The following is a 21,372-nucleotide window of genomic DNA, read 5'->3' as shown; positions in this document are numbered from 1 at the left end:
GACGAAAATCGCCGAACTGGTCACGAACGACCCCTCACCCGGGCCCCGGTTCCGACCGCGGTGAACGTCTGGCGACTCCGCTGCCCTCTTCGTCGGTGTCGAGGGCAGTGGCGGCTCGGGCAAGGGCGGCGAGCAGGGCCGCGGTCGGCGGCGGGTCGGGCGGGTCGCCGTAGGTGGCCGCGTAGATCCGGCGGGGCGGACCCGGGAGTTTCGTCGCGACGACGCCCGAGTGGCGGTGGGCCCGCAGCGCCAGGCCCGGGATGGTGGTGACGCCCATCCCGGCGGCGACGAGGCTCTGCATGACCACCATGTCGTCGGTGGTGTAGGCCAGTCGCGGGGTGAAGCCGGCCCGCTGGCACTGCTCGACGAGGTGACTGCGGCACCGCTCGCAGCCGCCGACCCACGCAGAGTCCGCGTGCTCGGCCATTGTGGTGCCCCCATCGGTCGTGAGCAGGAACAACGGGTCGTCGAGCAGGTGCGTCAGGCGGACGCCGTCCTCCTCCGGTGCCGTCTCGTCGTACCGGAAGACCACGGCGACGTCGATGTGGCCGGCCCGCAGCAGGCGCAGCGCGTCCTCGGGGTGGGTGTCGGTCAGGCCGAGGTCGAGACCGGGGTGCCGTCGGGAGAGCAGCGCGGCCGCCGGTGGGACCAGCGAGCTCATGACGGAGCCGAAGGCGGCCAGCCGCACCCGCCCCGACTCCAGCCCCACCAGCGCGGACAGCTCCGTCGTCGCCGAGTCGACCCTGCCGATGATCTCCGCCGCGCGGTCGGCCAACAGGCGGCCGGCCTCGGTCAGCCGGATACCGCGCCCGACCCGCTGGAGCAGCCGGGCACCGGTCTGCGCCTCGAGCCTGGCCAGGTGGTGGCTGAGGGACGGCTGGGTGTAGTGCAACTCCCTGGCGGCCGCGGTGACGGACCCGTGCCGGCGCACCGCGTCGAGCACCCGGAGCTGGACGAGACTCACCATTCATAGAGTTTATGCATGGGTCACCGCGAATATCGACATTGGACCTATTGCTCGTTCGGCGGCAGGCTCGTGTCATGACGACATTCGCGATAGCAGCGCTGGTGCTGATCATGATCCCCGGGCCCGACCAGGCCCTGATCACCCGGAACGCCCTGGTCGGTGGGAGGCGCGGCGGGCTGCTGACGATGCTCGGCGGAGTGCTCGGAGTCACCGCGCACGCGAGTGCCGCGGCGCTCGGGCTGTCGGCGCTGCTGCTCGCCTCGTCCACCGCGTTCCTGGTTCTCAGGATCGCCGGCGCGGTGTACTTGCTCTGGCTCGCGGTGCGGATGCTCCGCTCGGCGGCCCGGTCCCGGCACGAGCCGGAGGCACGGGAGCCGGTCGTGATATCCCGGCGCCAGTGGGCCTACCTGCGGCAGGGCTTCCTGTCGAACGCGCTCAACCCCAAGGTGGCGCTGTTCTTCGTCACCTTCCTGCCGCAGTTCCTGTCCGCCGGCGGCGGGTCGCCGCGAGGCGAGGCCCTGCTGCTGTCGGCGATCTTCGCGCTGCTCTACCTGGCCTGGTTCGGCCTGTACGTCGCAGCCGTCGACCGCCTCGGTAGGTGGCTGCGCCGGCCGCCGGTCAAGGCCCGGATCGAGCAGGTCACCGGCGTGCTCCTGCTCACCGTCGCCGGCCGGCTGGCGGTCGCCAGCCATTGAGGCAGGCAGTCGGTCGACGACCGTCGTCACGTCTTCGGTTCGGGTTCGATGGCGGCTTCATCGCCCTGCTCGGGCCCGACCGCGCCGGCGCCCACCCGTTCGTGGATGTTGTCGATCTTCCGCTCGATCCGTTCGAGATCCTCGGCGTCGGCCTGGAACAGCAGGTGCTTCGCCGCGAGCAGCAGCACAGCCTGGAAGATCAGCTGCAGCCACTCGCTCTGCCAGTTCTCGAACGTCGAGGCGAAGAACGACGCCAGGTAGTCGGACCACACGAATGGCTGATCGTGGTCCTGCTGCTCGCTCCGGAACTCGGCCAGCTGCGTGAAGAAGTGCCCCATCCATGATCCGAGGAACAGCAGGATCAAGATGTAGACGGCTCCCCACCGGCGAAAATGCCGCATTCCGGCCTCCTTCGAGATCGTTCGTCGCCAACGCACTACCCGGTGTGGCAGCGCCGAAACGGTGAGCACGTCCCCATGCCCAGCGCCTGGTGGGTACCACGCGCCGACACGGGTACGGCCTCACTGTCGGGCCACACAGCTCCAGATCGAGGAGAGCGACATGAACCGATGCGATGTCTGCGGCAACGAGTACGAGCGCACTTTCACGCTGCGTACCGCCGACGGTCACGAGTACGTGTTCGACAGCTTCGAGTGCGCCGTCCACCGCTGTGCGCCCGAGTGCGCGCACTGTGGCTGCAAGGTGATCGGCCACGGGATCCAGGCCGGCGACCGCGTCTTCTGCTGTGCACACTGCGCGCAGGAGGAGGGGGTCCGCGCCGTCAGCGACAACGCCGCTCACCCGGTGTTCTGACGCCGGGCCGGCCGAGCTGGTCGGCGTCGGGCTCGTCGTGAACGCCGTCCACGTGCGCGGAATCGGCCGGATTCATTGCGTGCCGCCGCACGATCGTCGGGTCGGGCCGGGCGGCCACCCGCGGTCCACGGGCGATACTGGTGTGTTCGAACCGTCGACTCCCCGTGTCGCCGGCCATTGGAGGTGCGGCACATGGACCACATGGACCGAAGCGATCTCGCCCAGTTGGCGCTGGAGCTGCACGACGAACCCGACGTGGAGCAGACCCTCGACCGGCTGATCGAGTACGCCCGCGACACGACCGGCTGCGACGAGGCCGGTGTGTTGTTCCTGCACGGTGGCGGCCGGATCGAGACCGTCGCCATCACCGGCCCGAAAGTGGCCACGTCCGACCGTCTGCAGACCGAGCTCCGCGAAGGGCCGTGCCTCGAAGCCCTCCAGAACAACGAGTCGTTCGTCGTCACCGACACCACGCTGGAGAAACGATGGCCGGCCTGGGCGCGCGGCGTCACCGAGCTCGGCCTGCGCAGCGTCATCGGCGTCCGGCTCTCGACCTTGCGCGACATCCACGGCGCACTGGACCTCTACTCCGCCACGCCCGGCTTCTTCGACGAGGACGACCTGGAGGTCGCCGACATCTTCGGTCGGCACGCGTCCGTGGCGCTGGCGGCCGCGCGCGAACAACACGGGCTGCGTCAGGCGATCGGCACCCGGCAGTTGATCGGGCAGGCACAGGGCATGCTCATGGAGCGCTTCGACCTCGACGCGGATCGCGCGTTCGCGCTCCTCCGGCGCTACTCGCAGCACAAGAACGTCAAGCTCCGCAACGTCGCGCAGCAGGTCATCGACACCCGGCAGCTGCCCGGCGACTGACCGTGCCGGCGCGGGCCAGCCGTACGGCCGCGTCGGGAGTGGGCGGACATCTTGCCCGAACCCGTCCGAAATCTTCCCCTTGCCCGCCCAAAGGGCCCCTGGTACCGTCAGTCAATCGTTTGACTAGGAGGCCCCGTGAGCGTTGCTGTCGACCTCCGGGGGCGACGGGCACTGATCACCGGAGGCGCCGGCGGTCTCGGCCTGGCCTGCTCCCGGTTGCTCGCCGCCGCCGGTGCGCGCGTCGCCGTGTGCGACCTACCGGGCGAGCCGGTGAAGGCGGCGGTCGAGGAACTGGGCGACGCCGCGGTCGGTATCGAGGCCGACCTCACCGGTGCCGGCGAGCCGGCGCGGGCGGTACACGAGGCGACCGGCGTCCTCGGTGGCCTGGACATCCTGGTCAACTGCGCCGGGATCATGGAGACGACACCGATGGCCCAAGTGAGCGAGGAGTCGTGGCGGCGCATCATGGACGTCAACCTCACGGCGACGTTCCTGGTCACCCAGGCCGCGGCGAACGCGATGGCCGAGCACGGCGGCGCCGTCGTCACCCTTGCCTCGGTCGCGGGCCGATCCGGCCGGCCGAACGCGGTCCACTACGCCGCCAGCAAGGCCGCCCTGCTGTCCATGACCAAGTCCGCCGCCCTGGCCTACGGGCCGGCGGTCCGCGTCAACGCCGTGTGCCCCGGCGTCTTCCACACGCCGATGTGGGACGGCATCATCGCCGACCGCGGCAAGGCGTTCGGTCCCGGCGCCGGCGAGGCCTACCTGCGTGAGGTGACGGCCGCCGCGCCGTTGCGCCGGGAGGGTCGCCCCGACGAGCTCGCCGCCGTCGTCCTCTTCCTGGTCAGCGACCTCGCCTCCTACGTGACGGGCCAGGCGGTCAACGTCGACGGCGGATTGGAGATGCACTGATGGCCAACGGTGCGATCCCGGGACCGTTCCGCCTGCTCACCGCCTTGTACGCGGACGAGCCGATGACGCGCGTGTTCAGCGAGGAGGCCACCGTCGACGGGTGGCTGCGAGCCGAGCTGGCCTTGTGCCAAGCGCAGGCGAGCGTCGGCGTCGTCGACGACCATGACGTCCAGGCGCTGAAGAGCCGGCTCGCCGAGCAGCCCGTCGACCTGCCCACCCTGTGGGAGGAATCGCGCAACGTCGGCTATCCGGTCCTGCCGCTGGTGCGGCAGCTGGCCGAGCCGGTCGACGGCGCCAGGCCGCCGCGGGTGCACTGGGGAGCGACCACGCAGGACATCATGGACACCGGCCTCGTCCTGCAGCTGGTCGCGGCGGGCCGGCGACTCGACGAGCTGCTCCGCGAGTTCGGTGACGCCCTCGCCGCCTTGGCCGGCCGGCATCGCAGCACCGTGATGGCGGCCCGGACGCACGCACAGCAGGCGGTCCCGACCACCTTCGGCGCCAAGATCGCGACCTACCTCGGCCAGGTGTCCCGCGACCTCGCCCGTCTGCGGACGGCGGCGGCAGCGGTCGGTGTCGTGTCGCTGTACGGTGCCGGCGGCACGTCTGCCGCGCTGGGGTCGACCGCGGCGGCCGTCCGGCGGGCGATGGCGGCCGAGCTCGGGCTGGCCGCGGACGACGTGCCGTGGCACGTGGCGCGCGACCGCCTGGTCGAGTTCGGTGCGGCGTGCGCGGCGGCGGCGGGGACGGCCGGCCGGTTCGGGCGCGAGATCGTCGACCTGTCGCGCACCGAGATCGCCGAGGTGCGCGAGGTCGACGGCCACCACCGGGGAGCGTCGTCGACGATGCCGCAGAAGCGCAACCCGATCTCGTCGGAGGCGATGCTCGGGTTCAGCGTGCACGCGACCACCCTGCTGCCCGGGCTGTACCGGGCGCTGGAGGCGGGCCACGAACGGGCCACCGGCGAGTGGCAGGCCGAGTGGATGATCGTCCCGGACCTGGCGTGCAGCACGGCCGCCGCGCTGGCGCTGGCCGCCGACACGGCACGAGGCCTGCAGGTCGACGCCGCGGCCATGGCGTCGAACATGGGCGCCGAGGGAGGGTCGGTGCTGTCCGAGGCGTACATGATGCGGCTGGCGCCGCACCTGGGGCGGGAACGCGCGCACGACACCGTCTACGCGGCGGCCGCCCGGGCCCGCGCCGAGGGCACGACCCTCGACGAGGCCGTCCGGACCGCCGAGGTCGCCGCGCTGCTGCCCGAGCCGATCGCCCCCGGCGACTACGTCGGCGAGGCGGAAACCAGCTGCGACCGCGCCCTGGAGGCATGGTCCGTCCAGCGAGAGGTGAAGGAGCGATGACGGAATCGGAGACCGGCACCGGAGCCATGCTGCGCGACCTGCGCGACGTGTGGCGCATCCGGCTGCTGGAGGAGAAGGTCCGCGATCTCCGGCTGGGCGGCGACATCGTCGGCTCGGTGCACCTGTGCATCGGGCAGGAGGCCGGCCCGGTCGGCGCCTGCTCGGTGCTGGAGCCGGCCGACGCACTGTTCGCGACGTACCGCGGGCACGGCTGGGCGCTGGCCCGCGGCGTGCCGGCCGCGGCGATTCTGGCGGAGCTGCTCGGCCGCGCCACCGGCGTCAACGGCGGGCGCGGCGGATCGGCGCACTTCACCGCGCCCGAGTACGGCTTCCACGGCGAGAACTCGATCGTCGGCGCCGGGGCGCCGCTGGCGCTCGGCGCGGCGCTGGCCGGGCGGTTCGACGGTACCGGGCGGGTCGCGCTGTGCGTCTTCGGCGACGGCGCGATGAACCAGGGCGCGGTCCACGAGTCGATGAACTTCGCGGCCGCGTTCGACCTGCCGGTGGTGTTCGTCTGCGAGAACAACGAGTACTCCGAGCTGACCCCGATCCGGGACATGGTGCGCAACGACGTGCTCGCCGACCGGGCCCGGGCCTACGGCATGCTCGGCGAACGCATCGACGGCAACGATCCGGCCGTCGTGCGCGACCGCGTCGGCGACGCGGTCCAGAGCGCCAGGGAGGGCGGCGGCCCGGTCCTGCTCGAGCTCATGACGGCCCGCCTGGTCGGCCACTACATCGGCGACGCCGAGCAGTACCGGCAGCCGGGCGAGCTGGAACGGCTGGCCGAGAACGAGCCGGTCACCAGGCTGCAGGCGGCACTGCGCGCGGCGGCCGTCCCCGAGTCCGACATCGCCGCGGCGCACGACGACGCCGCTCATGAGATCGAGGCGGCGGCGCGGGAGGCCGCGGCCGCCCCGCTGGCCGACGCCGAAGCCGTCAGGAGGCACGTCCATGCCTGAGACCCGCAAGCTGTCCTACGGCGAGGCGGCCAACGCCGCGCTGCGCCGCGCCCTCGAGGAACGGCCCGAGGTCCTGCTCTACGGCGAGGACGTCGGCGTGCCCGGCGGGGTCTTCGGGGTCAGCAAGGGCCTGCGCAAGCAGTTCGGCGACCGGGTGTTCGACACCCCCATCAGCGAGTCGGCCATCCTCGGCTCCGCCGTCGGTGCCGCCATGTTCGGCCGGCGCCCGGTGGTCGAGATCATGTGGACCGACTTCTTCCTGGTCGCCCTGGACCAGGTCGTCAACCAGGCGGCGAACGTCCGCTACGTGTCGGAGGGGCGGCTCACCGCGCCGCTGACCATCCGCACCCAGCAGGGCACCGCACCGGGCTCGTGCGCACAGCACTCGCAGAGCCTCGAGGCGTTCTTCCTGCACACGCCCGGCATCAGGGTGTGCATGCCGGTCACCGCCCAGGACGCGTACGACCTGCTGTTGTCGGCCATCGGGTGCGACGACCCCGTCGTCGTGATCGAGAACCGCACGCTCTACCACGGTGCCAAGCAGGAGGTGAGCCTCGGCGGGCCGGTCGCCCCGATCGGCGGCCTGCGCACCCGCCGTACCGGTACCACCGCGACCGTCGTGACCTGGGGCGCGCTGTCGCTGCAGACCGTGGCCGCCGCGGAGACACTGGCCCAGGAGGGCCACGACGTCGAGGTGCTCGAGACGCCGTGGCTGGACCCGTTCCCGTGGGACGAGGTGCTGGCGTCGGTCGCCCGGACCGGTCGGCTCGTCGTCGCGCACGAGGCCAACCGCACCGGCGGGTTCGGCGCAGAGGTGCTTGCCCGGGTGGCCGAGGCCGGCATCGCGCTCGCGGCACCGCCGCGGCGGGTCGCCGTGCCGGACCTGCGGCTGCCCGCCGCCCCCGGCCTCGCGGCCGCCGTCGTGCCTGGCGCCGACCAGATCGCCGCCGCCGTGCGGCAGCTCGTCGCCGCCGGCTGAACGCCGCCCTCAAACGATTGATCAATCCGTCCCACGCACGCGCGCCGGACACCCACGGATCGACTGAGAGGACTGTGATGAGGCACCACAACGGAGTGAGGGCCGCCGCCCTGATCGGCGCGCTGGCCGTGTCCCTGACCGCCTGCGCGACCGAGGACACCAGCACCGAGACGAGCGCCGAGGGCTCGGAGGACTCCGGCAGCTGCCGGATCGCGATCGACAACGGCTCCGGCACGGCCTTCCCGTACCCCAACGCCGGCGCCGCCGGCATCGTCGACAAGGCCGAGGAGCTGGGCTGCGAGGTGATCGCGAACCTCGACGGCAAGAGCGAGGTGCAGACCGAGGCCGCCAACGTCCAGACCATCATCGCCCAGCAGCCCGACGGCGTGATCATCATCCCGGCAAACGCCGCCGAGGCCGGCGAGTTCGTCGACCAGATGACCGACGCGGGCATCAAGGTCGTGAGCTACCACAGCATCATCGGCGCCGACCGCGCCATCGACGACGTCTACCCGTCGCTGAGCGCGCTGGTCATCGAGAACGAGACCGGCGTCGGCGAGATGGTCGGCCAGGCGATGATGGAGCAGCTCCCCGACGGCGGCCCGATCGGCCTCGTCCTGGGCGCCCCCGGCTACGCCGAGAACACACTGCGGGTGGAGCAGTTCCGCGCCGTCACCGAGGGCACGTTCGAGATCGTCGCCGAGCAGCCCGGCGGCTGGGTGGCCGACCAGGGCCAGGCGGCGTGCGCGTCGATGCTCAACGCCAACCCCGGCATCGTCGGGTTCTACGCCATCTCCGACGACATGGCGGTCGGCTGCCAGGAAGCGGTCGACGCGGTGGGCTCCAGCGCCATCGTGTGGGGGGTCGGCGGCGCTCAGCTCGGCATCGACTCGATTGCCGCCGGCGGCATGGACGGCACCGTCTGCTACAAGCCGTACGACGGCGGCGCCCGAGCCATGGAGGAGCTCAAGAAGGCGATCGACGACGACTCCTACGGCACCGGCGAGCTGGTGTTCTACGACACGCCCGTGATCACCGCGGAGAACGTCGACGACTGTGAGCCGCAGTGGTGACCGGGGCGCGGCGCGCGGTGACGAGGTGAGCGAGGTGCTGCTCGAGGCCCGCGGTGTCTCGAAGCGGTTCCCCAACGGGACCGAGGCGCTGCGGCAGGTGAGCCTCGCCGTCGAGGAGGGCTCGATCCACGGCCTGGTCGGGGCGAACGGCGCCGGCAAGTCCACCCTGTTCAAAATCATCGCCGGGGCGATCCCGCCGACCGCCGGGCGGATCCGCTGGCGAGGGGCGGACGTCACGTGGAGCGCCCCGGGCGACTCCCGCGCGGCCGGCGTGTCGACGATCCACCAGCACATCCCGCTGGTGCCGACGTTGACGGTGCTCGAGAACGTCTACATCGGTGAGCTGTCCGGGGTGTTCCGCACCGCGCCGCTGCTGCAGCGCTACGAGGAGCTGTGCGAGCGGCTGGGCTACCGCGCCGACCCGGACCGCATCGTCGGCGAGCTGCCACTCGGCGAGCGGCAGATGGTCGCCGTCGCCCAGGCGCTGGCCGGCGGCGCGACGCTGGTGTGCATGGACGAGCCGACGGCGTCCATGGCGCACGCCGAGGTCGACGTGCTGTTCGCCGCAGTGCGCCGGCTGCGTGCCGACGGGGTCTCGTTCGTGTTCTGCTCGCACTTCCTCGACCAGGTGTTGGAGCTCACCGACGCGGTCACCGTGCTGCGCGACGGGCGGGTCGTGACGTCCGCGCCCACCGCGAGCCTCGACGAGGCGGCGCTGGTGGACGCCATGGTCGGCCGGCGCCTGCACGAGATCGAGGAGCACCGCGCCGATCCGCTACCGTCAGGTGCCCCGGTGCTGCTGGAGGCGCGCGACCTGGCGTCCCCCGGCCGGCTGGCCGGCGTCGACCTCACCGTCCGGGCGGGCGAGATCGTCGGCGTAGCGGGGATGCTCGGCTCGGGCCGCTCGGAGCTGCTCGAGGCGCTGTTCGGCGCCGACCCGCGGTGCTCGGGCACGGTGGCCGTGCGCGGGGAGCCCGTGCGCAACCGGGTGCGTTCCCGGGTCCGGGCGGGCATCGCCCTGGTGCCGGAGGACCGCGCCCGGCAGGGTTTGGTCCCGGCGTGGGAGATCTGGCGCAACGTGTCGCTGCCGGGGCTGGGCGCCCTGTCGCGGCGCGGCGTCCCGGACCACGCCGCCGAGCTGGACCGCGCGGAGCGGGCCATCGCCGACCTCGGCATCCGCACCCCGTCCGCCGAGACCCCCGTCGGCGCGCTGTCCGGCGGGAACGCGCAGAAGGTCGTCTTCGGCAAGTGGCTGTTCGGCGACGGCGACGTCTTCCTGCTGGACGAGCCGACGGTCGGCGTGGACGTCGGCGCGAAAGCGGACATCCTCCAGCTCGTGCGCGGCTTCGCAGCGGCGGGCAAGGCGGTGGTGATCGTCTCCTCGGGCTTCGAGGAGCTGCTGGCGGTCGCCCACCGGATCGTGGTCATGCGCGCGGGGCGGGTCGTCGCCGAGCGCCTGACCGGAGAGACCGACGAACCGGAGCTGCTGGCGCTGGCCAGCGGCCTGACGACCGTGACTGGAGCGAGTCGACGATGACGACCACCATGCCACGACCGGCCGGCGCGGTGCGCGCGCGGCCGGCGCCGTCCCTGCGTCAGCGGGCCGAACCGTTCCGGCTGCACCGGGCCGGCGTCGTGTACGCGTTCGCGCTGATCCTGATGACGTTCACGATGGCGGCGGAGCTCACCGGCCGGCCGTTCTACCTGTCTCCGGTGAACACCGCGAACATCCTCGACCAGACGGTCCAGGTGGGCATCCTCGCGGTCATCATGACCATCTGCCTCATCAGCGGCAACTTCGACCTGTCAGTCGGAGCGACCGCGGCGCTCGGTGCCGGGGTCACGCTGACCGTGCTCAACACCGGCAGCGGGGTGGCCGTGGCGGTGCTGGCGGGGCTGGGCACCGGCGCCGCAATGGGTCTGCTCAACGGCGTGCTGGTGCAGCTGGTGGGCGTGAACGCGTTCATCGTGACGCTCGGGACGATGACCGGCGTCCGCGGCCTGCTGTTCATCCTCACCGACGGGCAGAGCATCCAGACCGACCACGACGGGCTCGGCGACGCGTTCACGGGGGTCCTGCCGCTCAACGCCAAGGTGTGGATCGCCATCGCCGGCGCCGTGTTCCTGGCGCTGGGCGTTCGTTCGCTGATGCGCGAACGCAAGGGGTTGGTGACCAGCGGCTACGGTCCGTGGATGGTGGGCGCCGGCGTCGTGGTCGTGGCGGTCGCCCTGCTGTTCCTGCCGACCCGGTGGGAGCTCACCAAGCAGGTCTACATCTTCGTCGCGGTCGCCGTGGTCGCGTGGCTGGTGCTGCGGTTCACCGCCGTCGGCCGGCGCCTGTACGCCGTCGGCGGCAACACCGAGGCCGCCCGGCTGTCCGGTATCGACGTGGCCCGCTACAAGATCACACCGTTCGTGCTCAACGGCCTGTTCGCCGCGCTCGTCGGCATCCTCTACGTCTCCCGGTTCTCCGCCATCAACCCGCAGGCGATGACCGGCCTGGAGCTGACGGTGCTGGCCGCGGCCATCCTCGGCGGCACGTCGCTGTTCGGCGGCGCGGGCAACGTGCTCAAGTCCGTCGTCGGCGCGCTGATCCTGTTCACGCTGATCAACGGCTTCGGCGTGCTGAACCTGGGCGCCAACTACCAGGACCTCATCAAGGGTGTCGTGATCATCGGCGCCGCCACGATCTACGTGCTGGCCGAACGTCGTGGACAGCGCAGCCGGCCGGCGGTCGCCGCACCTGACGACGACGACGGCGGAGGCGGCGGCCCAGCACCCGACCGGCCAGCTGGGGCGGACTCGCCTACGGCGCCGGACCGGCGGCAGGCCACCCCATGAGCGGACCCGCCGACACCGTGACCGGGATCTGGCACTTCAGCTTCACCGTGACCGACGTGGACGCCTCCGTGGCGTTCTACCGCGACCTGCTCGGGATGACCCTGGTCCACGTCCAGGACCAGGACAACCCCTACACACGCTCGCTGGTGGGCTACCCGGACGCCCGGCTGCGGGTTGCGCAGCTGCGCGCCGGCCCCACGGCGGGCACCGTGTCGTCACACGACCTGGAGCTGGTGCAGTATCTCCAGCCGGCCCGGCCGCGGCTGGACCCCGAGCGCGGACGGGCCGGCGCGGCGCACCTGGCCTTCGCCGTCGCCGACGCCGATGCCGTGCACACCCGGCTGGCAGGAGCCGGGGTGCGCTTCTTGTCGTCGCCGAACGCCATCACCGCGGGCGTGAACCGGGGCGGCAAGGCCTGCTACTTCCTCGATCCCGACGACATCACCCTGGAGCTGGTCCAGCCGCCGCCGTGACGCCCCGGTGTCCCCGCCATCCCTACACTCTGGCCAGGAGGTCGATCAGCCCATGCGAGTCGTCGACGCACATCAGCACTTCTGGGACCTCGAGGCGGTCGCCTACCCGTGGCTCACCCCCGACCAGGGCCCGATCTACCGCACGTTCGGCTGGGCGGACCTCGAGCCCGAGCTGACCGCCGCCGGTGTCGACGTCACCGTCCTGGTACAGGCCGCGAACTCCGTCGAGGACACCGAGGCGATGATCGCGCAGGCCGACCGGCACCCCGAGGTGGCCGGCGTCGTCGGCTGGGCCGACCTGACCGACGCCGGCGCCGCGCGGGCCGTCCTGGACCGGTTCGCGCCCGACCCGCGGTTCGTCGGCATCCGCCACCTCATCCACGACGAGCCCGATCCGGACTGGCTGCTGCAGGACGCCGTGCTGGACAACCTCGGGCTGCTGGTCGAGTACGACCTCAGCTTCGACGTGGTGGCCGTGCTCCCCCGGCACCTCGAGCACGTCCCCACGCTCGCCGCGCGCCATCCCGGGCTGCGGCTGGTCATCGACCACCTGGCCAAGCCGCCGATCAGCACGCGGGAGTGGGAACCGTGGGCGAGGCTGCTGCGCCGCGCCGCAGAGCACCCCAACGTCCACGCCAAGGTGTCGGGCCTGAACACCGCCGCCGACTGGTCCACCTGGAGCGCCGCCGACCTCGCGCCCTACGTCGAGCACGCCGTCGACGTGTTCGGCGCCGGTCGCCTGATGTACGGCGGCGACTGGCCGGTCAGCGTCCTGGCCGGCGGCTACCAGCCGGTGTGGCGGGCGACGCTGGAACTGCTGGAGCCGCTGTCCGACGACGACCGGCGGCGGGTGCTCGGCGGCACGGCGGCAGACTTCTACCGGCTGCCGGAGGTGGCGTGATGCTCGACGTCCTGCGTCCGATCGCGGCCGCCTGCGACCTGTCCGTCCCTGCCGGCCACCGCCTGCCGATCTCCGTCGTGGGCGCCGGCTCGATCGTCGACGTCGCCCATCTGCCCGCCTACGCCGCCGCCGGGCTCGAGGTCCGGGGCATCTTCGACCTCGACGGCGCCAAGGCCGCGGCGGTAGCCGAGCGGCACGGCGTCGAGCGGCTCTACGGTTCGCTGGACGAGTTGCTCGCCGACGACGTGCCGGTCGTCGACATCGCCGTCGCGCCGGCCGCCCAGCCGGACATCGCGCGGCGGGCGTTGGAGGCCGGCAAGCACCTGCTGTGCCAGAAGCCGTTCGCCCTGGAGCTGTCCGTGGCCGAGGACCTGGTCGCGCTCGCCGCCGACCGCGGCCGGGCCGTCACCGTCAACCAGCAGATGCGCTACGAGGAGGGCGTCGCGGCGGCACGGGAGATGGTGCGGCAGGGCTGGATCGGCGAGCCAACCTCCATGACGATCACCGTCGACATCGCCACCGACTTCTCCGGCTGGCCGTGGCTCTACCGCAGCCCGCGGCTGGACTTCTGGTACCACTCCATCCACTATTTCGACTCCGTCCGCTCGGTCCTCGGCGACCCGGCGACGGTGTACGCGGCGACCGGCGGCACCCCCGGCCAGGGCCCGGCCGGCGAGACGCGCACCGTCAGCACCTTGACGTTCCCGTCCGGCGCGCACGCGATGGTGTTCGTCAACCACGAGAACCGCGCCGGCGACGCCGTGGCCCAGTTCCGCATCGACGGGTCCGAGGGCGCCGTCCGCGGCACCATCGGGCTGCTGTACGACTACCCGCGCGGCCGCCCCGGCACCGTCGAGGTCAGCAGCCGCACGCTGCCCACCGACGGCTGGCTGACCTATCCGGTCACGTCCCGCTGGCTGCCCGACGCCGTGGCCGGGCCGATGCGCGCGCTGCTGGCGGAGGTGGCCACGGGTGCGGAGGCGCCGACCTCGGCCCGCGACAACCTCGGCACGCTGCGGCTGATCCACGCCCTGTACCGCAGCGCCGACACCGGTCAGGTGCAGGCACCGTGAGCACCGGCACCGGCGGACGCCGCGTCACACTGGCCGACGTCGCCGCCCGCGCCCGGGTCGACCGCTCGGTCATCTCGCGCGTGCTCAGCGGCGATCCCCGCCTGCTCATCAGGGAGGAGACCCGCCGCCGCGTCCTCGACGCAGTCCGCGAGCTCGGCTACCGGCCCAACGTCGCCGCCCGCACGCTGCGCACCCAGCGCACCGGCACGATCGGCCTGCTGATCCCGGACTACGCCAACCCGGTGTACGCGGAGATCATCAAGGGCGCCGAGGCGGCCGCCGCCGAACGCGACTGCGTCCTGCTCACCGGCAGCGCCGGCGCTGCGTCGGAGCTGGACTCCTACCTCGACCTGCTCGGGCAGGGCCGCGTTGACGGCCTGCTGCTGGCCGGCGAGCTGACGTCGAAGGCCACCCTCGACGGGCTGACCGCCGACGGCCTTCCCTGGCTGCTGGTCAACCGCACGATGCGCGGCGAGGCCCGGCACGTGGTGCTCGACGACGAGCGGGCCGCCGCCCTCGCCGTCGAGCATCTCGTCAGCCTCGGCCACACCGAGATCGCGCACCTGGCCGGACCGAGCCGCGCCGACACCGCACAGCGGCGCGAGCGCGGCTACCGCGCCTCGATGCGAACGCACGGGCTGGTGGTCCGGCCGGGCTGGACAAACCGCAGCGACTACACGGCCCACGGCGGATACCGCGCGATGATCCAGATCCTCGATGCCGGCGAACGGCCGACCGCGGTCTTCGTGGCCAACCTCGCCTCGGCCATCGGCGCGCTGCACGCGCTGCGCTCACGCGGCGTGGCGGCGCCGGACCTGATGTCGGTGGTCGCCGTCCACGACCTCCCACTGGCCGAGCACCTCTGGCCGGCGCTCACCACGGTGCGGATGCCGCTGCGCGAGCTCGGCCAGCGCGGAGTCGAGCTGCTGGCCCAGGTCGGGCCGGACGAGACCGTCCGCGAGGTCGTCACCGGCCCGATGGAGGTGGTGCCACGGGAATCCACCGCACCACCACTGGCCCGATGACCCGCGTGCCGCCCCACCGGCCCACCCACCGGCAGGAGACACCGTGAGCCGACGACCGCCCGGGGTGCTGTACCGCACCGACCTCGACCCGGTCGCCCCGGTGCCGCCCACCCCGGCGGTGCTCCGCCGCGCCGGAGAGCTGGGCATCGACCTGCGGGCCGTGCGCGGCACCGGCGTGAGCGGGCGCATCCGGTTGCGAGATCTCGCCGATTCACGGCCGTCCGTGTCCCCTGTGGCGCCGTCGGTGTCGCCGGCTGCGGCCGCGCGCTCGCTCGCCGTCGTCGAGGCCGACGTGACCGGACTGCTCGCGCGGGGCACCGGCCCGGACGAGCTGCTCGCCCGGGTGGCCGTCGCGGTGCTGCTGGCGGCGAGCGAGGCTCATGCGTCGGTGACCGACCTGAGCGTGACGGTTCCCGGCGCCGACGGCGCGCTGACCGCGGCCGCGGTACCGGGCGCCACCGAGCTGTCGGTGGCAGGGCTGACCCGGGCCCTGGCGGCGGCGCGGGCCGACCCGGTGCCCGGCACCGGCGCGGGGCTGACCGTCCACGACGCCGCCGAGGACAGGCTGCTGGTCGAGCTCCCCGTCGTCGAGCCGGCGCCCGCACTGCTGATCGGCGTCGGCGCGCCGCGGCTCCAGGTCGTGCCGGACACCTCCGGCGGAGGCCTGGCGCTGGCAGCGCGTCAGATCGTCCAGCTGGCCGCGGCGAGCGAGCCCAGCCGGCTGCCGCGCGGGGTGGTGATCCCGCTCCTGCGCGCGGCGGCCCGGGCACTCGAAACCGAACCCGGAACCGCCGGCATCCACCCGTCCCACCCGTAGTCCCACTCGCACCAGCCGAAAGCAGCACCGGCACGACGCATTACTCAATCGATTGTCTGGAGGCGATGATGCACAGACGTCTACTCAGGACGGCACTCACCGCGGCACTGGTCGCGGGGATGTCGTTGCTCGTGGCGCCAGTCCCGGTGAGCTCGATGGGCGCCGCGGCGGAGAAATCGGAGGGCGACTCCACCGCCTGGCGCGACGGCGCCCTGCAGGTGGACACCGAGGGCCTGATCTCCCGCTCCGACCTCATCCTCGAACAGGCGCCCTGGCGTGACTACGAGAGCATGCCGCTGGGCAACGGCCACCTCGGCGCGGCGGTGTGGGCAGAGCACGGCTTCACCGCCCAGCTCAACCGGAACGACACGTTCCCGGAGCTGAAGTCGGCCGGCCAGCTGGTGATCCCGGGTCTGTTCGACCTCTCCGCCGCCGATGACTACGCCGGCCGGCTGGACATGTACGACGCCCAGCTGCGGCAGTCCGGCGCCGGCCTGACCGCGCTCAGCTACGTCCGTGCCGAAGCCGATCAGCTGGTGGTCGAGGTGACCGGCGCGGACCCGGACCAGCCCCAGACCGTCGAGCTTCGCCTGTGGGAGGACCGCGCCCCGGCGACGTACGCCGAGGGCGGCGTCGCCGCGCTGGCCGAGACGTTCACCGACGAGCAGTCCGGCATCACCACCGGTGCCGTCGCCGCGGTGACCGCGGTGGCGCGCGACGTGGTCGCCGAGGTCGTCGACGAGCAGACGGTACGCCTGACGTTCCGGCCCGCGGCCGACGGGTCGTTCCGAGTGGTGACCGGCGTTCCCGCCTACACCGGCGGCGACGTGGCCGCGGCGGCGGCCGACGCGCTGGCCGGCGCGGAAGCCGACGTCGAGGCCACCCACTTGGCGTGGTGGTCGGACTTCTGGGCCACCGCCGCGCCGATGCGGATCGGCTCCGATGACGGTGTCGGGGAGTACATGGAGAACCTGCGCGTCCAGCAGCTCTACACCACGGCCGCCACACAGCGCGCGGACGTGCCGACGGGCCAGGCCGGCGCGGCGAACATGCTGTACCCGTTCGAGGACCAGATGATCTCGCCGGCCTTCTGGTTCCACTTCAACCTGCGCCAGCAGGTGTTCGCGAACTTCGGTGCCGGGACCGCGGAGTTCAACGACGCCTACCTCAGTCTCTACAACGACCGGCTGCCGCAGATGTTGGACTGGACCCGGCAGGTCTGGCCGGACACCGAGGGCGTCTGCGTGCCGGAGCTGTTGCGCTTCGACGGCACCGGCGGGGCGTGCGACGGCGAGGTCGGGCCGGCCTTCCTCAACCGGGTCATCTCCACCGGCCCCGAGGTCGCGCACAACATCTGGAAGCAGTACCTCTACACCGGCGACGAGGCCGTGCTGGACGAGGGCTACCCGCTGATGCGCGAGGTCGTCCGCTTCTACCTGTCGCTGCTCGAAGAGGGCGACGACGGCCGTGTCCACCTACACAACGTGAACTCGCTGGAGACCCAGTGGGACACGACCGACCCGACGCCGGACGTCGCGGCAATGAAGGTGCTGTTCCCGATCGTGGCCGAACTGGCCGCCGACCGCGGCGACGACGAGCTGGCCGACGAGCTGCTGGCGACGATCCCGAAGCTGCCGGAGTTCACCACCACCACGCGAAACGGCGTGGAGGTGATGGCGTGGTCAGCCACCGACGAGCCGGCCAAGAACACGCAGAACGTCGACCTCGAGCCGCTGATGCCGTGGAACCTCTTCGGCATCGACTCGCAGCTGATGCGCGACACATTCGAGCAGCGGGTGTTCCCGCTGACCCGTGAGTGGGACGAGAGCCCGAGCTGGGCCGCCCGCCTCGGCCTGCCCGACGACATGGAACGGCTGCTCGTGGAGGGCACGGTCGACCTGCAGAAGTTCCCGAACGGTTTCACCGGCCACGGCAAGAACGACGACCCCGCCTCGATTCACAACTACTACAGCTCGTGGAGCGCGGTCGTCGCCGGAGCACTCCAGGAGGCCCTGGTGCAAGCGCACGAGGGCGTCGTCCGCATCGCGCCGTCGTGGGTGGACGACTGGGACGTCGACGGCTCCGTCGTCATCCCCGGCGGGCACGTGGTGAGCACCCAGGTCCGCGACGGGGCGCCGAACCACGTCGGCATCCAGGCCGGCTCCGACGAGACGCTGCGGATCGCCAACCCGTGGCCCGGCGAGCGCATCCGCGTCGTCGACGGTGCCGACCCGGACCACTCGGTCGTCCGGCCGACGAACGCCGACGAGATCGAGCTGGCCGTCGAGGACGGTGCGAGCTACCTGGTCGAGCGGGTCGGCGACCCGCTGCGGTCGTTCCGGTTCGACGAGGTCGGCGGCGAGCCGGCCGCCGAGGCGCGGCACCTGGGCGGCCAGACCCTGGGTGTGGAGTCCAGCACGCCGGAGATCCGCAGCGACGTCGTCGACGTCGTCGCGCCCAGCTACCTCGACCGGCTGGTGCGCGCCGAGGACGGCGTCGACCACCTGCTGGAGAGCAGCAACGCCCTGCCCGACCTCCCGGACGCCCTGGAGGGCACGGCCATGGTCCGCGGCGCTCCGGACGACGCCGAGAACGCCGAACCGGCCGACTACCTCACCCTCGACCTGAGCCAGCCGGCCGACGTGTACGTCGCGCTCGACCAGCGCGGCGACGGGACCTGGTGGCCGGACTGGCTGGAGGAGCAGGGGTTCACGCGAACCGACATGACCATCGACACGCACGACTTCCTGCAGCGCGTGGGGCTGGAACCAGATGGCCGGATGCGCGTGTCCGGGTCCGGGGTGACCTTGATCGACGGCGAGAACGACTGGTCCGACCAGGTCCTCGAGGTGACCCTGCAACAGGTGCAGGTCGGCACCGGCGTCATGTTCCGGGCACCGGACTCGCGCAACGGCTACGTCTGGCAGATCGGCGGCGACCTCGGCAGCGACGGCGGCCTGGGACAGCTGCAGATGTACACGATGATCGACGGCAGGCTCACCCGCATCGGGCAGGTGAACCCGATCGAACCGGGCGCCGGCAACGAGTACGACCTGCGGGTCGAGGCGACCGGGGATCGCATCCGCACGTTCATCAACGGCGAGCTGGTCGACGATCGCCGCGACAGCACATTCGCCTCCGGCGCTGCCGGCATCCGTCAAGCCGGCAGCGAGGTCGGTGAGTTCGACCAGTTCACCGTCAGCGCGCCCGACGGAAGCGTCCTGTTCGACGACGACTTCTCCGGTGACCTCTCGGCCTGGAACATCCCCGCCGACCGGCAGAACGTGCCGCTCGTGGTCTGGACGAAGCAGCTGCCAGCCGGTCGGGTCTCCCTCGGCCCGAACTCTGGCATCGACGGGGAAGGCGAGGCGCCCTACGTGACGTTCATCGACGAGACGCCGTAGTCCCACGCCACACCCGCTGATCATTTCCCTCGCGGTCGCTGAGCGCCGCGAGGGAAATGATCACGTTCAGCACGAGATCTCGTGCTGAACGTGATCATTTTCAGGCTCTCCAGCGGTCCTGGGCAGGTGGGAGGCGGGGTCCGAATCGGGGACAATGTAGGGTTCGGACTGTGGGGACCGTGGTGGCAGTCATCGTCGTGGTCGCGGTCGTGTTGATCGCCGTGGCCGTGGTCCGAGCCCTCCGTTCCCGCTCCGGGACGGCTCCACCGCCGCCGCCGGCGCCACGCGACCCGTTCGACCCCGGCGAGAGCACCTTCGGCGACCCTCGCACGCTGCGCGCCGGCGACATGGTCGAGCTGCTCGGCGAGCGGATGTTCGTCCGCGGCTCGCTGCGGCTGCGCGAGGGCGGCTACCAGTGGAGCGAGCACTTCCTCGACGACATCGGCGGCACCCGCACCTGGCTCTCGGTCGAGGAGGACCCCGACCTCGAAGTGGTCCGGTGGACCGCGCTGAAGAACAGCGACCTGCGGCCCAGCGCCGCGCAGCTCAACCACGACGGCCACGACTACCGGCGCGACGAGCACGGCACCGCGCAGTTCGTCTCCGAGGGCACGACGGGGCTCGGCTCGACCGGGCGCGTGGAGTACGTCGACTTCGAGGGCTCGGGCGGACGCTACCTGTCCTTCGAGCGGTTCGAGGGCGGCGAATGGGAGGTCGCGGTGGGCGAGCGTGTCCCGCCGGGCACCCTCACCGTGTACCCCGGCAGCGACCCAGTGCAGCCCTGACATGCTCGCCACCCTGGACGTCCCATACGTCGACACGCGCGCCGCCGACCTCGCCTGGACGCTGAAGCACCCACTGGTGCCCGCGCTGGCGCTGACCAGCGTGCCGCTCGCGTCCGGCGGGACGCTGGAGCTGCGGGTCCTCGGCGCCTCCCACCAGGTGGTCGTTCGCGAGCCCGGCGGTGTCGTCGTCGAGACCGTCGCCTGCCTGCCGGGTGAGCCCGCGTACCTGCCCGGCGACGTCCGGCGCCGGCCCGGCGGCTGGCACTACCACTTCCGCGCCGAGGTCGAGGAGCTGCCGGCGGCCGGGGTGCGCGAGCGCGTTCGCGACCTGCGCGCACTGGCCTGCGACGGCGCCGCCGTGGTGGCGGCGTTCCCCGCCGACCCCGACGCCGTCACGGCGATGCGCCTGACCCGCGCCGAGACCGGCAGGCTCGGCTGGGCCACCTGGCACGCCTACCCCGGCGCCGGTCAGCTGGTCACCACGCGGACGGAGCTGACCAGATGACCGCACGACGAGCCCGGCTGGCCGTCACCGCGAGTGTGCTGGCCGCCGCGTTGACGCTGAGCGCGTGCGGCAGCGCCGACGAGGACGTGCGCCGGGTCATCTCCGACAACTACGACCTGGTGAGCAGCAGCGGCGACTACTCCTCGTACCGCACCGAGGACTCCGTCGACACCGTCGCCGCCATCGTCGAGGACGCCGCCGAAGCAGGCCGCGACCACGAGGACTCCACCGGCCGCTATCTCGGCTACGAGGACACCATGGTGCACATCGAACCGTCGAACACCGGCGGGTCCGACATCGAGGTCACCGACGTCCGCGACGGCTACGACCGCTGGGGACCGGTCATCATCCCGATCTGGGGCGGGTTCGGCGGCGGCTACCGCAGCGGATTCGCCGGCGGCGGCTCCGGAGGCGGCAAGTGACGCACGGACACGAGAGGACACCCGCATGCTGATGACGCTGGGCGCCGAGGGCGACGTCGACGCCGGCGAGCTCGTCGAGGAGGCCGGCGTCGTCCTGGCCTACTGCGGCGTGGGCCTGGCGATGCTGCTGCTCGGCTTCGTCCTCATCGACCTGCTCACCCCGGGCAAGCTGCGCGACCTCATCTGGGTCGAGCGCAACTACAACGCCGCCGTGCTGGTGGCCACCGGGTTCGCCGCCCAGGGGCTCATCGTCGTCGCGGCCATCTACGCCAGCTCCGACGACCTCGTCGACGGGCTCGTCACGACCGTCGTCTACAGCCTCATCGGGCTGGTGGTGAGCGCGGCGGCGTTCCTCGTGGTCGACCTGATGATCCCGGGCGACGTCCGGCACGACCTCGTGCACGAGACACCGCACCCGGCCAGCTGGGTGCTCGGCGTGCTGCGCATCGTCGTGTCCGGCATAGTCGCGCTGGCCATCATCTGAGCACCGGGGG

General features: G+C 72.2%; 22 protein-coding genes. 20 read left to right on the top strand and 2 right to left on the bottom strand.

All coding sequences use genetic code 11. The annotated features are described in order from the left end of the window. Window positions 1–34: 34 nt before the first annotated feature. Entirely contained in the window at window positions 35–967 is a 933-nt protein-coding gene (locus tag E1269_RS01710; protein ID WP_131890307.1) for a LysR family transcriptional regulator, read from the bottom strand. A 74-nt stretch (window positions 968–1,041) separates the two neighbouring features. On the opposite strand from E1269_RS01710, the gene E1269_RS01705 reads away from it, so the two are divergent. Then, complete coding sequence (locus E1269_RS01705) at window positions 1,042–1,662, top strand: LysE family translocator (RefSeq protein ID WP_131890305.1); 621 nt, start codon at window positions 1,042–1,044, stop codon at window positions 1,660–1,662. Between the two features lie 26 nt (window positions 1,663–1,688). On the opposite strand, the gene E1269_RS01700 is transcribed toward E1269_RS01705, so the two are convergent. After that, entirely contained in the window at window positions 1,689–2,063 is a 375-nt protein-coding gene (locus E1269_RS01700; RefSeq protein ID WP_131890303.1) for a DUF6766 family protein, read from the bottom strand. Between the two features lie 160 nt (window positions 2,064–2,223). Between E1269_RS01700 and E1269_RS01695 the strand changes: the two genes are divergently transcribed. The 19 genes from E1269_RS01695 (at window position 2,224) to E1269_RS01610 (ending at window position 21,362) form a co-directional block, all read left to right on the top strand. Beyond that, window positions 2,224–2,475: a hypothetical protein gene (locus E1269_RS01695; RefSeq protein ID WP_131890301.1), complete on the top strand. Its 252-nt coding sequence runs from the start codon at window positions 2,224–2,226 to the stop codon at window positions 2,473–2,475. Between the two features lie 192 nt (window positions 2,476–2,667). Next, window positions 2,668–3,348 carry a GAF and ANTAR domain-containing protein gene (locus tag E1269_RS01690; RefSeq protein ID WP_131890299.1) on the top strand — a complete coding sequence of 227 codons (681 nt, stop codon included), beginning with the start codon at window positions 2,668–2,670 and terminating at the stop codon, window positions 3,346–3,348. Between the two features lie 135 nt (window positions 3,349–3,483). Further along, on the top strand, window positions 3,484–4,260 hold the full coding sequence (locus E1269_RS01685) for an SDR family NAD(P)-dependent oxidoreductase (RefSeq protein ID WP_131890297.1): 777 nt from the start codon (window positions 3,484–3,486) through the stop codon (window positions 4,258–4,260). Next, window positions 4,260–5,618 carry a lyase family protein gene (locus E1269_RS01680; RefSeq protein ID WP_203432708.1) on the top strand — a complete coding sequence of 453 codons (1,359 nt, stop codon included), beginning with the start codon at window positions 4,260–4,262 and terminating at the stop codon, window positions 5,616–5,618. Before E1269_RS01685 ends, E1269_RS01680 begins: the two co-directional genes overlap by 1 nt. Next, window positions 5,615–6,580, top strand: coding sequence for a thiamine pyrophosphate-dependent dehydrogenase E1 component subunit alpha (locus E1269_RS32690; protein WP_203432706.1), 966 nt, complete (start codon window positions 5,615–5,617; stop codon window positions 6,578–6,580). The genes E1269_RS01680 and E1269_RS32690 overlap by 4 nt, the downstream gene beginning before the upstream one ends. Next, window positions 6,573–7,559, top strand: coding sequence for an alpha-ketoacid dehydrogenase subunit beta (locus tag E1269_RS32685; protein ID WP_203432704.1), 987 nt, complete (start codon window positions 6,573–6,575; stop codon window positions 7,557–7,559). Before E1269_RS32690 ends, E1269_RS32685 begins: the two co-directional genes overlap by 8 nt. Window positions 7,560–7,636: 77 nt before the next feature. Beyond that, window positions 7,637–8,632 (top strand): sugar ABC transporter substrate-binding protein, encoded by a 996-nt coding sequence (locus E1269_RS01670; protein WP_131890295.1) that lies wholly within the window; start codon window positions 7,637–7,639, stop codon window positions 8,630–8,632. A gap of 25 nt (window positions 8,633–8,657) precedes the next feature. Then, the gene (locus tag E1269_RS01665) at window positions 8,658–10,169 is read left to right on the top strand and encodes a sugar ABC transporter ATP-binding protein (protein ID WP_131890293.1); all 1,512 of its coding nucleotides are present in this window, start codon (window positions 8,658–8,660) and stop codon (window positions 10,167–10,169) included. Further along, entirely contained in the window at window positions 10,166–11,473 is a 1,308-nt protein-coding gene (locus E1269_RS01660; RefSeq protein WP_131890291.1) for an ABC transporter permease, read from the top strand. Before E1269_RS01665 ends, E1269_RS01660 begins: the two co-directional genes overlap by 4 nt. Beyond that, window positions 11,470–11,946 (top strand): VOC family protein, encoded by a 477-nt coding sequence (locus E1269_RS01655; protein ID WP_131890289.1) that lies wholly within the window; start codon window positions 11,470–11,472, stop codon window positions 11,944–11,946. Before E1269_RS01660 ends, E1269_RS01655 begins: the two co-directional genes overlap by 4 nt. 52 nt (window positions 11,947–11,998) lie before the next feature. Beyond that, window positions 11,999–12,847 (top strand): amidohydrolase family protein, encoded by an 849-nt coding sequence (locus tag E1269_RS01650; RefSeq protein ID WP_131890287.1) that lies wholly within the window; start codon window positions 11,999–12,001, stop codon window positions 12,845–12,847. Further along, window positions 12,847–13,920 (top strand): Gfo/Idh/MocA family protein, encoded by a 1,074-nt coding sequence (locus E1269_RS01645; protein ID WP_131890286.1) that lies wholly within the window; start codon window positions 12,847–12,849, stop codon window positions 13,918–13,920. Before E1269_RS01650 ends, E1269_RS01645 begins: the two co-directional genes overlap by 1 nt. Next, window positions 13,917–14,945 (top strand): LacI family DNA-binding transcriptional regulator, encoded by a 1,029-nt coding sequence (locus E1269_RS01640; RefSeq protein ID WP_162606173.1) that lies wholly within the window; start codon window positions 13,917–13,919, stop codon window positions 14,943–14,945. The genes E1269_RS01645 and E1269_RS01640 overlap by 4 nt, the downstream gene beginning before the upstream one ends. 43 nt (window positions 14,946–14,988) lie before the next feature. Beyond that, a complete protein-coding gene (locus E1269_RS01635; RefSeq protein ID WP_131890282.1) occupies window positions 14,989–15,762 on the top strand; it encodes an E3 binding domain-containing protein in 774 nt (257 codons plus the stop codon). 68 nt (window positions 15,763–15,830) lie between these two features. Further along, window positions 15,831–19,166, top strand: coding sequence for a glycosyl hydrolase family 95 catalytic domain-containing protein (locus E1269_RS01630; RefSeq protein WP_131890280.1), 3,336 nt, complete (start codon window positions 15,831–15,833; stop codon window positions 19,164–19,166). A 179-nt stretch (window positions 19,167–19,345) separates the two neighbouring features. Continuing rightward, window positions 19,346–19,951, top strand: a complete 606-nt coding sequence (locus tag E1269_RS01625; protein WP_203432702.1) for a DUF4178 domain-containing protein — start codon at window positions 19,346–19,348, stop codon at window positions 19,949–19,951. A 1-nt stretch (window position 19,952) separates the two neighbouring features. Next, window positions 19,953–20,456, top strand: a complete 504-nt coding sequence (locus E1269_RS01620; RefSeq protein WP_131890276.1) for a DUF2617 family protein — start codon at window positions 19,953–19,955, stop codon at window positions 20,454–20,456. Further along, the gene (locus E1269_RS01615; RefSeq protein ID WP_131890274.1) at window positions 20,453–20,878 is read left to right on the top strand and encodes a DUF4247 domain-containing protein; all 426 of its coding nucleotides are present in this window, start codon (window positions 20,453–20,455) and stop codon (window positions 20,876–20,878) included. Before E1269_RS01620 ends, E1269_RS01615 begins: the two co-directional genes overlap by 4 nt. 25 nt (window positions 20,879–20,903) lie before the next feature. Next, window positions 20,904–21,362 carry a DUF350 domain-containing protein gene (locus E1269_RS01610; protein ID WP_203432700.1) on the top strand — a complete coding sequence of 153 codons (459 nt, stop codon included), beginning with the start codon at window positions 20,904–20,906 and terminating at the stop codon, window positions 21,360–21,362. Window positions 21,363–21,372 lie beyond the last annotated feature (10 nt).

Origin of the sequence: Jiangella asiatica, from assembly GCF_004349065.1 — a bacterium.
Taxonomy (GTDB): Bacteria; Actinomycetota; Actinomycetes; order Jiangellales; family Jiangellaceae; genus Jiangella; species Jiangella asiatica.
The sequence above is the reverse complement of the archived record's forward strand: the minus strand, read 5'-3'. Positions and strand labels throughout refer to the sequence as shown.

Coding starts and splice junctions, on each gene's coding strand:
- E1269_RS01710 (WP_131890307.1), bottom strand. CDS start 967: ATGGTGAGTCTCGTCCAGCTCCGGGTGCTCGACGCGGTGCGCCGGCAC.
- E1269_RS01705 (WP_131890305.1), top strand. CDS start 1,042: ATGACGACATTCGCGATAGCAGCGCTGGTGCTGATCATGATCCCCGGG.
- E1269_RS01700 (WP_131890303.1), bottom strand. CDS start 2,063: ATGCGGCATTTTCGCCGGTGGGGAGCCGTCTACATCTTGATCCTGCTG.
- E1269_RS01695 (WP_131890301.1), top strand. CDS start 2,224: ATGAACCGATGCGATGTCTGCGGCAACGAGTACGAGCGCACTTTCACG.
- E1269_RS01690 (WP_131890299.1), top strand. CDS start 2,668: ATGGACCACATGGACCGAAGCGATCTCGCCCAGTTGGCGCTGGAGCTG.
- E1269_RS01680 (WP_203432708.1), top strand. CDS start 4,260: ATGGCCAACGGTGCGATCCCGGGACCGTTCCGCCTGCTCACCGCCTTG.
- E1269_RS32690 (WP_203432706.1), top strand. CDS start 5,615: ATGACGGAATCGGAGACCGGCACCGGAGCCATGCTGCGCGACCTGCGC.
- E1269_RS32685 (WP_203432704.1), top strand. CDS start 6,573: ATGCCTGAGACCCGCAAGCTGTCCTACGGCGAGGCGGCCAACGCCGCG.
- E1269_RS01670 (WP_131890295.1), top strand. CDS start 7,637: ATGAGGCACCACAACGGAGTGAGGGCCGCCGCCCTGATCGGCGCGCTG.
- E1269_RS01660 (WP_131890291.1), top strand. CDS start 10,166: ATGACGACCACCATGCCACGACCGGCCGGCGCGGTGCGCGCGCGGCCG.
- E1269_RS01655 (WP_131890289.1), top strand. CDS start 11,470: ATGAGCGGACCCGCCGACACCGTGACCGGGATCTGGCACTTCAGCTTC.
- E1269_RS01650 (WP_131890287.1), top strand. CDS start 11,999: ATGCGAGTCGTCGACGCACATCAGCACTTCTGGGACCTCGAGGCGGTC.
- E1269_RS01645 (WP_131890286.1), top strand. CDS start 12,847: ATGCTCGACGTCCTGCGTCCGATCGCGGCCGCCTGCGACCTGTCCGTC.
- E1269_RS01630 (WP_131890280.1), top strand. CDS start 15,831: ATGCACAGACGTCTACTCAGGACGGCACTCACCGCGGCACTGGTCGCG.
- E1269_RS01620 (WP_131890276.1), top strand. CDS start 19,953: ATGCTCGCCACCCTGGACGTCCCATACGTCGACACGCGCGCCGCCGAC.
- E1269_RS01615 (WP_131890274.1), top strand. CDS start 20,453: ATGACCGCACGACGAGCCCGGCTGGCCGTCACCGCGAGTGTGCTGGCC.
- E1269_RS01610 (WP_203432700.1), top strand. CDS start 20,904: ATGCTGATGACGCTGGGCGCCGAGGGCGACGTCGACGCCGGCGAGCTC.